A 15,031-nucleotide genomic window follows, 5' to 3' on the forward strand; every position below is an offset into this window, starting at 1 on the left:
ATATAAAATTATTCTTTAATAAAAACCCTTAGCATTCATTAATTTATATACTAACGATAGTTTTTTATTCTATTACGAGTAAAACATTAAATTTAATAACTTTATATATTTATAGTAAATACAATATCATCACTTATATTGAAATACATCATTAAAAAATAAATATTAAAAAAATAAAAACCGCTAATATTAATAAATACTAGCGGCAAGTTTATACATAAGTAAATATTTTTAAGTCTAATTTTTAAGCAAGTGCTTTTTTAGCTACCTCAACTACAGCTTCAAATGCTTTATAATCATCAATAGCCAAATTAGATAAAGCTTTTCTGTCAATTATAACATTAGCTTTTTTAAGTCCGTTAATGAACTTGCTATAAGATATACCTAAAGGTCTGCAAGCTGCATTGATTCTTAAAGTCCATAAGCGTCTCATCATTCTTTTTTTCTGTCTTCTGTCACGATAAGCGTATTTTAAGCCTCTTATTACAGCTTCTTTAGCTTGTTTCATCTGCTTACTATGAGAACCATAGTAACCTTTAGCCATCTTTAATATTTTTTTAACTTTTTTCTTTCTTACTACACCGCTAACTGCTCTCATTTTAGTCTCCTTTATTATCTGCCGTAAGGCATTAATCTTGGCATTTCTAACATATTAGTATCATCAGCTATTCTAGCTTTACGATATTTTCTTTTAGTGTCAGGTCTTTTGCTTAAGAATTTGTGGCTACCAAATGCATGAGCAAATTTAACTTTACCTGTTTTAGAAAATCTAAAACGTTTTTTTGCACCGCTTTTTGTTTTTAATTTTTGTTTCATAAACTAATATCCTTTTAATTATATTTACTGTATGCTCAATCTATATGTATGATAAGTACATATAGCTAGTGGGCTATTTAATATTTTGAAAAATATATTTATTATTCTTCAGTATTTTCAGAAGATTCTTTTTTGGCAGAAGAACCTTCAGAATCAGAAGCAGTTTTTTTTGCTTTTACAGGGTTAAGCACTGCCGATAGATTCTTACCTTCTAATTTAGCAGGTTTTTCTGTAGAAGCTTCATTCTCTAAATCTTGTATAATTTTATTGATAAGTTCATAGCCGAATTCAGTATGGGCCATTTCCCTACCCCTAAACATTATAGTGATTTTTACCTTATTACCTTCATCTAAGAATTCACGAATATGCTTCATTTTAAAGTTATAATCATGTATGCTTATCTGAGGACGCATCTTAATTTCTTTAAGCTGAACTAATTTCTGTTTTTTCTTAGCTTCTTTACTCTTTTTCTGAATATCAAATTTATACTTACCATAATTGATAATCTTACAAACAGGAGGTTCTGCTGTAGGAGCTATCTCCACCAAATCTGAACCTTCGCTTTTTGCTAATGCAAGAGCATCTTTAATACTCATTACACCAAGACTTCCTCTCTCATCATGCACAACTCTAACTTCTGGTGCAGTAATAAATTGATTAATTCTCTCTCCTTCTTTTTTTACTGTTGCCATTATTTAGCTACCTCATTTAGTAGTAAATATAGAATCATTCATTCTCTCCTTAGATTCTTTTTTGAGTTTCTCTATAAACTCATTTAAATCCATATCTTTAATTTCTTGCGAAGAACGAGTTCTAATAGACAATTTACCATTAGACACTTCTTCTGCTCCTATTATAACTGTATACGGAGTTCTTTGCAAGCGGTATTTTTTAATCTTAGTACCTAAATTCTCATTTCCTTCATCCACTTCTACTCTAAAACCTGCATCTTTTAATGCCTTAGCAACTTCATTAACTCTGTCAATCTGAGATTTTTCATCAAGAACATTAACAACAGCCACTTGTAAAGGTGAAAGCCATAATGGGAACTTACCATTATAATGCTCAACTAATATACCTATAAAACGCTCCATAGATCCAAGTATTGCTCTGTGAAGCATTACAGGAGTATGTTTTCTGCCGTCTTTACCTTCATAGCTTATTTCAAATCTCATAGGAAGTGAAAAGTCAACTTGTAAAGTACCGCACTGCCAATTTCTGTCAAGAACATCTTTAATATTAAAATCTATTTTAGGACCATAAAAAGCTCCATCTCCTTCATTAATTTTGTACTTTATACCAAGTTTATCCAAAGCATTAATTAATGATTTAGTAGCAAGCTCCCAAATCTCATCGCTTCCGATTGATTTGGCTGGTCTAGTAGAAACAAATATTTCATAGTTCTCGAAACCGAAGTCTTTATATACAGATAAATAATATTCAATAGTATTAATAATTTCATCGCCTAGCTGCTCTTCTGTACAGAATATATGGGCATCATCTTGAGTGAATGCTCTAACTCTAAAAAGTCCATGCAAAGCTCCGGAAAGCTCATGCCTGTGAACAAAACCTAATTCAGCAACTCTTAAAGGCAAATCTCTATAGCTATGTATATTAGAATTATAAACAATCAAACCGCCGGGACAGTTCATAGGTTTTACAGCGTATTTAGTTTCATCAATCTCTGTAAAATACATATTTTCTTTATAATTATCCCAGTGTCCGCTTCTATGCCATAACTCTTCATTAAGTATAGCAGGAGTTTTTATTTCAACATATCCGCGTTTATCATTTTCATTTCTTATATAAGATTCTACAGCTTTATAAATAACCATTCCCCTAGGATGCCAGAAAGGAAAACCAGGTCCTTCCTCATGAAAACTAAATAAATTAAGTTCTTTACCTAATTTTCTATGATCTCTTTCTTTAGCTTCTTTGAGTTTTTTAAGGTATTTGTCTAAAGCTTCTTTACTTTCAAATGCTGTTCCATATATACGAGAAAGCATTTTATTATTAGAATCCCCTCTCCAATAACTTCCAGCTACAGACATAAGTTTATATGATTTTATATATCCTGTAGAAGGAACATGAGGACCGCGGCAAAGATCTATAAAATCGCCCTGTTCATAAAAAGATACTGTATCAGCATCTATACCTTCTATAATTTCAACTTTATAAGGTTCATTAGCTTTTTTGAAATACTCTATAGCCTCATTTTTATTCATTACTTTTCTTACTACAGGTATATTTTCTTTGATGATTTTTTTCATTTCATCTTCTATTTTTGGAAGATCCTCTTCTGTAAAAGGTTTTTCTGCATCAAAGTCATAGTAAAACCCATCTTTAATAGCAGGTCCTATAGTAACCTGAGTATTAGGATAAAGTCTTCTAACAGCCTGAGCCATTAAGTGGCTTGTAGAGTGTCTTAAAACTTCAAGTCCTTCATCGGTGGTTGTAAGTATCAATTCTAAATCGCCGTCTGTTTCAGGCGTATATGTAAGGTCAACTTCTTTTCCATTAAACTTAGCAGCTATTGCATCTTTGGAATCTTTTTTAGCATTTTGTTTAAGGAAGTCTAGTAAAGACTCTCCATTGGACAAATCATAAGACTGTCCCGAATAATTAATTTTTGACATTATAACACCTCTTGAATTGATACTTGTATTTGCATTTAATAAAAACTTATGCAAATATTTTGAAACATTATAACATATATATAAACAATAGTCAACAAATCATATAAAGCAATTAATAAAATTATACAAAAATAATAAAAATTAATAATAGACTTTTTTAAACTGAGTTAATCAAAGTCTGCTATATTTAATTTTTTATTTGCATAATTGTAATGCAGAATTATATATCTATCATCAGAAATAATACAAAACTCCTAAAAAATTCTCATTTTTATATACAATAAATAATTAATTAAAAAACATATAAAACATTAAAATAATTAATAAACCTGAAAATATTTTTCAATATCTTTTGGACCAAATCTAATATACATTTCATATTGACTTTCGAAATATCTTCAATATACTAAATTTAATAAAAAATACTAAATCATAATCAAGGAAATTCTATGTTCAGCAGCCTAAAAGTACGAATACCATTAATAATTATCTCAACTATAACTATCATGCTGATAGGATTATTATTTACATTAATAAATCTATTCTCAAAATCAATAACCAATATTGCTATAAACGGTTTTGAAAATACATCAGAAGGATATGCAAAAAGTCTGGATAATTGGTTTTCTGATAAGAAATCTAAACTAAAAATGTATTCAAGAAATAAAGCTGTAATTAATTATTTATTAAATCCTACAGAAGAAAATAAAAATACTGCTTATAATGAACTTCAATATGAATTTGATAAAGATATATATAATGATTTTGGTATTTTAGATTTAAATGGAAATACATTAATATCAATAAATAATTCAAATATAAAAGATAACAATGCTTTAAATAATCTTAAAAATAATAATTATGATTTTGCAATAACAGAAAATATAATGATGAATGATTCATCTTCACCTTATATGATAATATATTCAGGAATAAAAAGCGATACTGGAAGCATTCTAGGAGTTTTTGCAGTATCTATAAAATGGGATTACTTTAATAAAAACAATTTTGAAAATGCAGCAAATATTGGAACATCAGCAAGACTATTTTTAATGAATGAATACGATAAAATAATAGCACATAAAGATCCTAGCAGAATAGGAAACGATGTAGGTAAAGAAATAAGAAAAGAAAATAGAGGAAATATGACAAAAGGAAGCATTAGATATACAAGTATAACAACTGGCTCAAAAACTGTAGCAGCATTCAATAAATTATCTGAAGTTCCTTTTATATCTACAATAAGCGTAAATGAATCTGAATTTAATTCTCCTGTAAAAACAATAACTTATATATCAATAATCATTACAATTATAATACTAATCATAACATCATTGATAATAGTATATTATATAACCACAAGAATAACAAATGTATTGAAGGAATTATCCAATTCAATTTTAAGTTTTAGTTCAGGAAATTTATCATCAGAAGTACCATCTTTTATATTATCAAAAAAATATAAAAACAATGAAATTGGAAAGATGTCTAATGATTTTTATAATATGCAAAACAAACTTATAGATATATTAAAAGGTATTAACAGCATATCAGAAGAAATATCTAATAAATCTTCATCTATTTATAGAGAAAATGAAAATTTATTTAAAAGAGTAGAAGAAGAAGCAGCCAGTTTAGAAGAAACAGCTTCTTCTATGGAGGAGTTTGCTTCAGGAATAAAAAATTCCACTCAAAGATCTTCAGATGTATCAAATATAATGTCTGATATACAAGAATCCTTAGAATATGCAGTAGATATTGTTAATGAAACTTCAGAAAATATTGAAACAGTTAATGAGGCTAGCAACAAAATAAAAAATATTACAAAGATGATAGAAGATATATCATTTCAAACTAATATACTTGCTTTAAATGCTGCAGTTGAAGCTGCAAGAGCAGGAGAGCAAGGAAGAGGCTTTGCTGTTGTTGCTTCAGAAGTAAGAAATCTAGCACAAAACTCACAGTCATCTGTAAAAGAAATTACAAGCTTAATAGATGATTCTGTAGAAAAAATAAATAAAGCTACAGATTCTGTTAGAGAATCAAAAGAAATATTTTCTCAGCTCGAAGAAAAAATAAGAAATACTGTAAAACTTATACTTGATATAACTTCAACTATGCAGGAACAAAGTATAGGTGTTGAACAGGTTAATAAAGCAATTTATAATATGGATATTAATACTCAGAAAAATGCCTCATTAGCAAATGAAACTTCAAATTTATCCAGCGAATTGCTAGTAAAATCTGAAGAATTAAATGAAAAAATAAGTTTCTTTAAATTTTAATTTATACTATATATAAAAAATAAGTATTTTTATTGAAAAAATATTATTTTTACTATATTATTAATAAAGTATTTTTGATATCTTTTAATAAATAGAAATTAAGAATTAAAAAAGAATAAGGAGAAAAATATGGTTAAATTCTCAGATTTGGGTCTTGTTAATAGCAGAGACCTTTTTAAAAAAGCTATAAGCGGCGGTTATGCAATACCTGCATTTAACTTTAACAATATGGAACAACTTCAAGCTATAGTTCAGGCTTGTGTAGAAACTAAAAGCCCTGTTATAATTCAGGTTTCTTCAGGTGCTAGAAAATATGCTAATCAAACCCTTTTAAGATATATGGCTCAAGGTGCCGTTGAATATGCTAAAGAATTAGGAGTTAATGTTCCTATAGTTTTACACTTGGATCATGGCGACAGTTTAGAACTTTGCAAAAGCTGTATTGAATATGGTTTCTCATCTGTTATGATAGACGGAAGCCATTATGATTACAATAAAAATGTAGAGCTTACAAGAAGTGTTGTTGAGTATGCTCATAAATATGATGTTACTGTTGAAGGCGAATTGGGAGTTCTTGCTGGTGTTGAAGATGATGTTTCTGCTGAACATCATACTTATACTCAGCCGGAAGAAGTAGAAGATTTCGTTAAAAAAACAGGCGTTGATTCTCTTGCTATTTCTATAGGTACTAGTCATGGTGCTTATAAATTCAAACCTGGTCAAAATCCAGAAATAAGATTAGATATTCTTAAAGAAATTGAGAAAAAAATTCCTGGCTTCCCTATCGTTTTACATGGTTCTTCAAGCGTACCTCAGGAATATGTTAAAATGATTAATGAATACGGCGGTAAATTAGATGATGCTATAGGTATTCCAGAAGAACAATTAAGAGAAGCTTCAAAAAGTGCAGTTTGTAAAATCAATATTGACAGCGATTCAAGACTTGCTATGACTGCAGCTATTAGAAAAGTATTCCATGACAATCCTAAAGAATTCGATCCTAGAAAATATTTAGGACCTGCTCGTGATGAAATGAAAAAACTATACATGCATAAAATTAATAATGTATTAGGTTCTAACGGCAAAATATAATTTTAATAATTTATACAATAAAAAAATTAATAAGGAGATAACATGGGAAAACAGCATAGAAAAGTAGTTAAACGCAAAAGAGCTTTAAGAAGAATTAGAAGAAAAAAAGATGCTCTAAACGCTAAAACTAAATAATTATTAACTTAATAATTATTAACAATAAATATTCAAGGGCATGAGTTCAGTCTTATGCCCTTAATTTTTTAACAAAATATATATATAATTAAAAGGAATAAAAATGAAAAAGTATATATTAATAATATCATTATTTATTATGCTTATGTCATGCGAAAGACAAATTGGTAAATCTCCGCTTGCACTTCAAACAGATTTTGGAAGAAAGGACAATGCTGTTGCAAGTATATATGGCGTAGCTTTAACTGTAGATAAAGATTTAAAAGTTTATGACCTTACACATGAAATACCAGCATTTAATATATGGGAAGCTGCTTTGAGATTAGATCAAACTGCTAGATATTGGCCTGAAGGTACAGTATTTGTTAATGTTGTAGATCCCGGAGTTGGTACAGAAAGAAAGTCAGTTGTTATGAAAACTACTAATAACTATTATTTTGTAACTCCTGATAATGGTTCTTTAACTTTTGTTGCTGAAAGTTTAGGAATAGAAGAAGTGAGAGAAATTGATGAAGCAGTAAACAGACTTACTAACTCTCAGGAATCATACACTTTTCATGGCAGAGATGTATATGTATATACAGGAGCAAGATTAGCCTCAAAACAAATAACTTTTGAACAGGTTGGAAAATCATTAGGAACTAATATAACAAAAATAGATTATCAAAAGCCAAGATTTGAAAACGGTAAATTCTTTGCTAATATACCTATACTAGATATTCAGTATGGAAATGTATGGTCTTCGCTTCCTCGTCAATTAATGCTTGATAATGGAGTACAGGTTGGAGATATTTTAAATGTTTCTATATACAATGAAGGAAATTTAATATGGAATGGTGATGTTAAACTTGTTAATACTTTCGGAGATGTAGCTGAAGGTGATAATATGGCATATTTCAATTCAGAACTTAATTTCTCTGTTGCTGTTAATATGGGAAATTTCTCTGATAAGTATAAAGTTTACAGCGGACCTAATTGGAGTATGGAAATAATAAAAAAATAATATATAGCTAAAGAACTATATTTTCTCAATCTATATATTTTATAAATATATTATCAACTTTTTTGTCGCTCAAAAAAGTTGAAAAAATGCACATACTACAGCTTAATATTTTAAGAAAATTGTGAGCGTCTGTTAAGTTTACTTGACAGACGCTTATGACGAAGGCACGCATAGCAGTGAACAATTTTTATTAGCAGCAATAGGAGCAACTATGGCAAGAAGAAAAAAGAAAAAATCATCTCCTTTATTTATATTATTTATTTTATTAATAGCAGCAGGATACTATTATTATAATAATATATACAATAAAAAAGAAATATCAAAAACAGAAAAGTCACAAAAAGAAACAGTTACAAGATACAACAGAGATGATTGGGGAGATTGGGAAGATGAGGATAATGACGGACTTAATACAAGGCATGAAGTATTAGCAAGGGAATCATTAGTAAAACCTGTAATATCAAATAATAGAGTAATATCCGGAAAATGGTATGACAAGTTCACAGGAAAATATTTTACTAATGCCAGAGATTTAGATATAGATCATTTAGTGCCTTTAAAAAATGCTCATATAAGCGGTGCTAGTAATTGGAGCAAAGAAAAGAAAAATGAATATTATAATTATATGAAAAATGAAAATCACTTGATTGCAGTATCAAAAGGTGCAAATCGTTCAAAAGGCGATAAATCTCCTGTAGAATGGCTTCCTCCTAATGAAGAATATCAATGCGAATATGTAAGAGAATGGTATAAAATCAAAACAGATTGGGGACTTACAATAGAAGAGGGTTTTGATGAAGTGTCAAACAGAGTATGTAAAGGAAAATAATTTTTTATTAATATAATTTTTTAAACTTTACTATAAAATAGTTTGAAGTGTTTATACCTAAACAAATATATTTTGTCAATTTATTTATTTTTATAAATGTATTATCAACTTTTTTGCCGCACAAAAAAGTTGCAAAAAACGCAATTACTATAACTTTATATTAAACATATACTTATTAAATATAGGATATAACCTAAATTTAGACTATAAATGCAGTTCTTTTGGTTCTTTTATACCAATACCGAAAGGTACCTACTCGGTAAAAGAGCTGGGGGCGGGGCAAAGCCCTGCAAATATTTCAATTTACAAAATTCATTTTTGACAAAATATAGTTGTTTAGGTATATACTCAATAACTTGTATATGCTTATCAAATAACAGTATTAAAAAAAATCATACTCATACATAATTGTATCAAAAACTGATAATTTATTTATTATAGTCTTCTATAAGCTGTTCAAAAAATCCTTTTGCAATATCAATAAGTTTTACTCTGCTTGTTTGATTAAATTTTTGTGCATCTGATTTATAATTATAATAATACTCTTCATTGTATGCTTCTGAAAAATTAGTAGCTGATGCTGATATAAGATTAGATTTACCCGTAGAAAATTTATCTAAATATAATTCATTATTTTCTATAATAAATGTGTAATAATATGTTTTACCGCTATCATACTGTTCTGCTGTAATATAATTTCCTGATACAGCAATATTAAAATCGCTTAAATATGTATATTCATAAAATGTATCTTGTAAAGGATAAAACCCTGATACAAATGAAGCTTTATTATCCTCTTTTTTCCATATAGTTATATAATGAAAATATTTATCTTCCTCATTTGTAAAATCATCAGGATAATCTATATATTCCTGATTTAATATAGGAGATGATATAAACATATATTTATTATTAGTATCAGATTTAACAATAGACTCAGAAGTTGGTTCATAATAAAAATAAGTATTAGCTAATTTAAAATTTTGAGCTGTTTTATTTAATATTTTTACAATCAAATCATAATAATTATTTCCTGTAATAACAGTACCATTCAAATTTGTATGACTTAAAACAGGAAAGTTATTTATTATTTCATCTCTTTCATCGCTATAATAACTATAATAATTCCAAATGTTTTCTAATTCTTGATTGTCTTGAAAACAATTAATATTAACATCAGCATTTTTTTCCAATAAATAATCAGCAATATCATAATTTTCTAAAAATGCACTATACATTAAAGGAGTTCCTATAGAACCATCCCTCATTCTATTTAGAGAATTAATATCTGCACCAAGATCCAGAAAATATTTTACTAAATCAATATCCTGATTATATATGGAAGTAAATAATAAATCACTTTGTAAGTTATAATCAACTTTTTCAAAATTATAATCATATAATATATCAAGCATTTTTTTAATAATATCCGAATCACCATTATTAACCATTAAGTCATATACATCTTTATAGTCAAAATATATTCCAGAGTCTATCAAATAATAAACAATATCTGAATATTCTTTACTGCCAATATGATCATAATATGTTTTTTTAAGATAATAATAATAAGATAATGTTTTAAATATTTTTTTACTTGATAAATCAATGCCATGCTCTACAATCCATTTTATTAAATCATAATAAACAATAGAGTCTGTACTGTATTTTATAGCAAGCATTAATGCATTATTACCATCTTCATCTTCAGCATTTATAGTCTTTATAAGTAAATCTCTTATAGGCTTTAATTTTTCTTTTTCTTTTTTTATTAACTCTCCATTTTCTTTATCATTTACATACTCCCCTAATAATTTATTAACTCTAAATAAAAGTATCTTATCAAGTTCTTCTTCTGTATAAGATTTTATAGGGTATATATTTTTTCTTACTATAACATCATTTTTATTATTAACATTATTAGTAACTATATTATTTTGATTTGTAATAATTGTATTCGTATTTTGTGCTAATGCATTTGAATTAGTATTAATATTAGAGTTTATATTGTTTTCTTTCTTTTCTTCACTATTAGAACAGCTCATTAAAACAATTAAACTTATTATAATTGCTGCAAATTTCATAATAACTACCCCATCTATAAAATCTGTCAAAGTATATATTATAATACTTTTATTGTAAATCTATTGATTTTTATTTATATCTTTCAAACTCTTTTCAAGCATTATAAATTTATTATCAAAGAATTTAAACATTCCTATATAATCATCATCTGTCTGCATAGTGTTTCCATCTTCAAGATTAAGATTATTTTCTATAATACCTCTTGATAATATCATAAGTACCCTAATTATACTTTCAGCATATCTTGCGGTTTTATAAGCCATAATCTCATACTTACCAAAATTTTTAAGCCCCTCAGTATAGGCATGATTTCCATTATTATCTGAAAAAACATCAACTCTCACCCATAGACAAGTAGGAAAAAATTTATTATTTTTTATATACTCATTCATCTCAAATAAATATGTACTGTTAGAAATAATAAGATTAATCTCCCCTATTAAAACAGCCGATACATTATTTACTTTTATTATAGAATAGCATACCTTACTAAAAGTTAAAGCAATATCTTTGAAATCAGTATTATTACCATTAACCTTAATTGATAAAAAAGATTTATGATTAAGTATTTTTTCTCTTGTTTCATTATCTATATCATTATAATTTATCAATATTTCAGCTTCTTTATCTGGAACTTTAAAAGGAGCAAGTTCATATTCAAAATCCATTGTTTCAATATTAAATGTATTTTTATTGTTATGACTTACTATAGTTATATCTATATCCCAATATTCTTTTAATTGATTTGAGAAATCATTAAAATTTTTATCATCTAATAAAATAAAAGCTATTACAGAATCATTTTGTATTAAATTATTCATTTTTAAGCCTTTATATATTTTTTATAGAATCTATTATCAAAGCAAAGCCCATACCTAATGAGGCTTTTATTAACATTGCCGTATCATCTTTTAAAAACTCTTTTACTTTATCTACAGCACTTTGAGCATTTTCAAAATAATATTTTTCGCAATTAACAGTATCATAAATATCTTTTGAATGATCCCCAACTGCTATAACAGCATTAATATTTTTTAATTCATTTATAATATTTCCTATGTCCTTATGATAGCTTGAATTTTCAGTTTCTGCCTCAAGCATATCTCCTATTACAGCAATTTTTTTTGATTCATTTCTCTGTGATAAATAATTAATCATATTTTTTAAAGCTGACGGATTAGAATTGTAGCAGTCATTAATAACATTACAGCCTTTTATATTAATTATCTGCATTCTGTTTTTTTGAGACTCATAACTTGGTAAAATATCAGCACATTTTCTTAAATCCGCATCATAAAGTTCAGCTGCTTTTAATGCAGAAAGTACATTATACAAATTAAAATCACCTATTAGATTATGTTTAAAAGTTATGCCTTTATATTCAAATGTATTATTATCTTTTTTTGTTATCTCTTTTATATCAGCTTCTATTATATTTTTTATATTGTTTATTTCAGCTTCTTTTTTTAAAATGTCAAAGCAATTAGTATTTTTGTTTATTACAGCATTAGCATTTTCTCTTGTATGATTAAAAAGTTCTGATTTGGCATAAGCAATATTTTCTATAGAACCAAGATAAGCAATATGCACAGGCTCTACATTATTTATTATAACTGTATTTGCCTCTATAGATTCAGATATTCTTAGTAATTCATTTTTATGATTCATACCAGCTTCAATAACAGCTATTTCATAGCTGCTGTCTAAATTAAATATTGTTTTAGGAACTCCTATTTCATTATTAAAATTACCTTCTGTTTTTAATGCTTTATATTTAGAAGATAAAAATAGATGTGTTAATTCTTTTGTAGTAGTTTTTCCGCAGCTTCCTGTTATTGATATTATAGGTATATTAAATCTTCTTCTGTATTCTCTTGCCAATTTTATAAAGAAAAGTATAGTATCATCAGTATAAAAAACTACTGCATCATCTGGAAGTTTTATATTTTCATCGCTTAAAATAAAATATCTGCATCCTTTATTATAAGTTTCCAATGCAAATTTATTTCCGTCAAATTTTTCTCCCTTTATTGCCAAAAATAATTTAGAGCTGTCAAAATTATCTCTGCTGTCAGTTGATATTTCTAATTCTTTATTTAAATCTAATGATTCTATATTTTTAGAACATTTAGAGTTTAATTCTTTGCTTACTCTTATTATATCATTTAATGAAGTTTTACCCATAATAATATTTCCGATTAATTTATTTTGTTAACATAATAAAACCGTATAAATAAATATTTGTAAATATTATATTTATCTATTAGTAATCATAATAGGCATACTCTCATTATGAAGCCTATCTAAAGCAGTAATATAATAAATATAGGTTTTCTTGGGATTTGCTGTATTATCATTGTATACTACATTAGAATGAGAATCAAAATTTGTTCTTCTTATTTTATCAATTAGAACTATATAATCTTCTGAAACATCTTTTCTGTATATAGAATAATAAACAGATGTACCTTCTACAGCACAGTTATATTTATCAGTTTTATATTCTCCTGAATCCGTGAAAGTAATTTCTATACTTCTAAACTTATTTGTTATATAGATATTAGTTAAACCAAAAGGAGTAGTATTTAAATCTTTCATAGTGTTCATGGTTGGTATTATAGATTTAAAAGGATAGTTATTTTCTTTTAAATAATTTAAAGCCTTATAGCCAAAACCTTTTGTATGAATATCATCTTTATACATATTTCTCATAGTAAAAAATACAGAACCTTTTATATACCCTCTTCCTTTATCTCTAATATAATCAACCTGTTTTGACATTAAATCTATATCCTGCCAAGGTTCAGTATTTGTATCCCTGCCCATTTTATAAAGAGGATGCCCAATATATAAATCAGCCAATTTTCCATTAGCAGATTTTTTAGCCTCATTAATCCACCAATCAGCTATAATATCAAAAGGAGCAGTTTCATGCTTATCACTCCAATATATCTGAGGGATAATAGCATCAACATACATTTTATTAATGCCGTCTTTTTGCGATGCATTTTTTAAAGACTCAGTTTTCTCTCCATTAAGCATCCACAAAAGAACATCAGCATGTAATGCATCGAAATTAGGATTATAAGACTGAGTATCGCTCCCATATTCATATCCATTGTAATCTGAAAGTTTTTCTTTGTTTCTCCAAACTCCAGCAGGCGATATAGTCCATTTTACATAAGGCTTTCTTGATTTTATTTCTTTATATATAGAACTTACAAGCATATTAATATTATTTCTTCTCCAAGCATAAAGCCCATTAACTCCGTAATCATCATAATTTGTATTAGAAGCATCATAACCCTGACTAGAAGCATATTTTGAAGAACTCACTTCATCAGGCCAATATTTATATGTTTTATCTCCAATCATATTCTGATAAAAGTAATCATCAAAATGCACTCCGTCTATATCATAATTTTCAACAACTTCCATAATAGAATCTATCACATATTCTGCACTTATAGGCTCACCTGGATCCAAATAAAGTTTATTATCATACCAATGAATAGGCTTTAAATTATTAGAGTAAGCATATACATGAATAAAATTCTTCTTTGAAAACTGCTCTGCATAACTTTTATTAGTATCATAAGTTACAGCTATTCTATAAGGATTAAACCAAGCATGAACTTCTAAATTTCTTTTATGTGCTTCATCTATAATAAATTTAAGCATATCAGTTTTAAAAGGATAATCATCTATTTCATTTGTACTGTCTTTACCAAAAAAATATCTTGTAGTAGGATTTATTTTTGAAGGAAATATTACTCCTGCATCAGGCTTAACTTGAACAAATACAGCATTAAAATTATTATTATAAAGTGTATCTAAATATTTCAAAGCTAATTTTTTCTGCTCTTCTTCGCTTCCTCCCTCAAGAGGCCAATCCATGTTATTTACAGTTGAAAACCAAGCAGCTCTGAATTCTCTATATAAAGGATTTAAACTTTTATCCTCATTAATATCTTTTATAAGCATGCTTTTTAAATTATCAGGAATAATTATTTCACTTCTTTGACAAGACAATAGATGAAATATTAATATAGAAATAAAAATAAATAACTTTCTCATAAAATCAAACCTTATAATAAATAAAGGGCTGGTAAATTTATAAATTCACTAGCCCAATTAAAATTATATTATT

General features: G+C 27.1%; 12 protein-coding genes. 4 read left to right on the forward strand and 8 right to left on the reverse strand.

Annotated elements, in window-relative coordinates:
• Positions 1-244: 244 nt before the first annotated feature.
• From rplT to thrS, 4 genes are all read right to left on the reverse strand, one after another.
• The gene (gene rplT, locus A966_RS11850) at positions 245-598 is read right to left on the reverse strand and encodes a 50S ribosomal protein L20 (RefSeq protein ID WP_008725909.1); all 354 of its coding nucleotides are present in this window, start codon (positions 596-598) and stop codon (positions 245-247) included.
• A 14-nt stretch (positions 599-612) separates the two neighbouring features.
• Entirely contained in the window at positions 613-816 is a 204-nt protein-coding gene (rpmI, locus tag A966_RS11855; RefSeq protein WP_008725923.1) for a 50S ribosomal protein L35, read from the reverse strand.
• Positions 817-917: 101 nt separating this feature from the next.
• Positions 918-1,508 carry a translation initiation factor IF-3 gene (gene infC, locus A966_RS11860; protein WP_008725925.1) on the reverse strand — a complete coding sequence of 197 codons (591 nt, stop codon included), beginning with the start codon at positions 1,506-1,508 and terminating at the stop codon, positions 918-920.
• A 12-nt stretch (positions 1,509-1,520) separates the two neighbouring features.
• Positions 1,521-3,452: a threonine--tRNA ligase gene (gene thrS, locus A966_RS11865; RefSeq protein ID WP_008725928.1), complete on the reverse strand. Its 1,932-nt coding sequence runs from the start codon at positions 3,450-3,452 to the stop codon at positions 1,521-1,523.
• A gap of 449 nt (positions 3,453-3,901) precedes the next feature.
• On the opposite strand from thrS, the gene A966_RS11870 reads away from it, so the two are divergent.
• The 4 genes from A966_RS11870 (at position 3,902) to A966_RS11885 (ending at position 8,796) form a co-directional block, all read left to right on the forward strand.
• Complete coding sequence (locus A966_RS11870; protein WP_008725930.1) at positions 3,902-5,737, forward strand: methyl-accepting chemotaxis protein; 1,836 nt, start codon at positions 3,902-3,904, stop codon at positions 5,735-5,737.
• 129 nt (positions 5,738-5,866) lie between these two features.
• The gene (locus A966_RS11875; RefSeq protein WP_008725933.1) at positions 5,867-6,829 is read left to right on the forward strand and encodes a class II fructose-bisphosphate aldolase; all 963 of its coding nucleotides are present in this window, start codon (positions 5,867-5,869) and stop codon (positions 6,827-6,829) included.
• A 238-nt stretch (positions 6,830-7,067) separates the two neighbouring features.
• Complete coding sequence (locus A966_RS11880) at positions 7,068-7,967, forward strand: SAM hydrolase/SAM-dependent halogenase family protein (protein WP_008725935.1); 900 nt, start codon at positions 7,068-7,070, stop codon at positions 7,965-7,967.
• Positions 7,968-8,178: 211 nt separating this feature from the next.
• Positions 8,179-8,796 carry an HNH endonuclease family protein gene (locus A966_RS11885; RefSeq protein ID WP_008725938.1) on the forward strand — a complete coding sequence of 206 codons (618 nt, stop codon included), beginning with the start codon at positions 8,179-8,181 and terminating at the stop codon, positions 8,794-8,796.
• Positions 8,797-9,224: 428 nt separating this feature from the next.
• Here A966_RS11885 and A966_RS11890 read toward each other — a convergent pair whose 3' ends face one another.
• The 4 genes from A966_RS11890 to A966_RS11905 all read right to left on the reverse strand — a co-directional run bounded on the left by A966_RS11890 (position 9,225) and on the right by A966_RS11905 (position 14,958).
• Entirely contained in the window at positions 9,225-10,880 is a 1,656-nt protein-coding gene (locus A966_RS11890) for an ankyrin repeat domain-containing protein (RefSeq protein ID WP_008725940.1), read from the reverse strand.
• A gap of 60 nt (positions 10,881-10,940) precedes the next feature.
• Complete coding sequence (locus A966_RS11895) at positions 10,941-11,702, reverse strand: DUF4261 domain-containing protein (protein WP_008725942.1); 762 nt, start codon at positions 11,700-11,702, stop codon at positions 10,941-10,943.
• Between the two features lie 10 nt (positions 11,703-11,712).
• Complete coding sequence (locus A966_RS11900) at positions 11,713-13,065, reverse strand: UDP-N-acetylmuramoyl-tripeptide--D-alanyl-D-alanine ligase (RefSeq protein WP_008725944.1); 1,353 nt, start codon at positions 13,063-13,065, stop codon at positions 11,713-11,715.
• Between the two features lie 72 nt (positions 13,066-13,137).
• A complete protein-coding gene (locus tag A966_RS11905) occupies positions 13,138-14,958 on the reverse strand; it encodes a glycoside hydrolase family 10 protein (protein WP_008725946.1) in 1,821 nt (606 codons plus the stop codon).
• Positions 14,959-15,031: the final 73 nt, after the last annotated feature.

Origin of the sequence: Brachyspira hampsonii 30446 (genome assembly GCF_000316195.1) — a bacterium.
Classification (GTDB): Bacteria; Spirochaetota; Brachyspiria; order Brachyspirales; family Brachyspiraceae; genus Brachyspira; species Brachyspira hampsonii_C.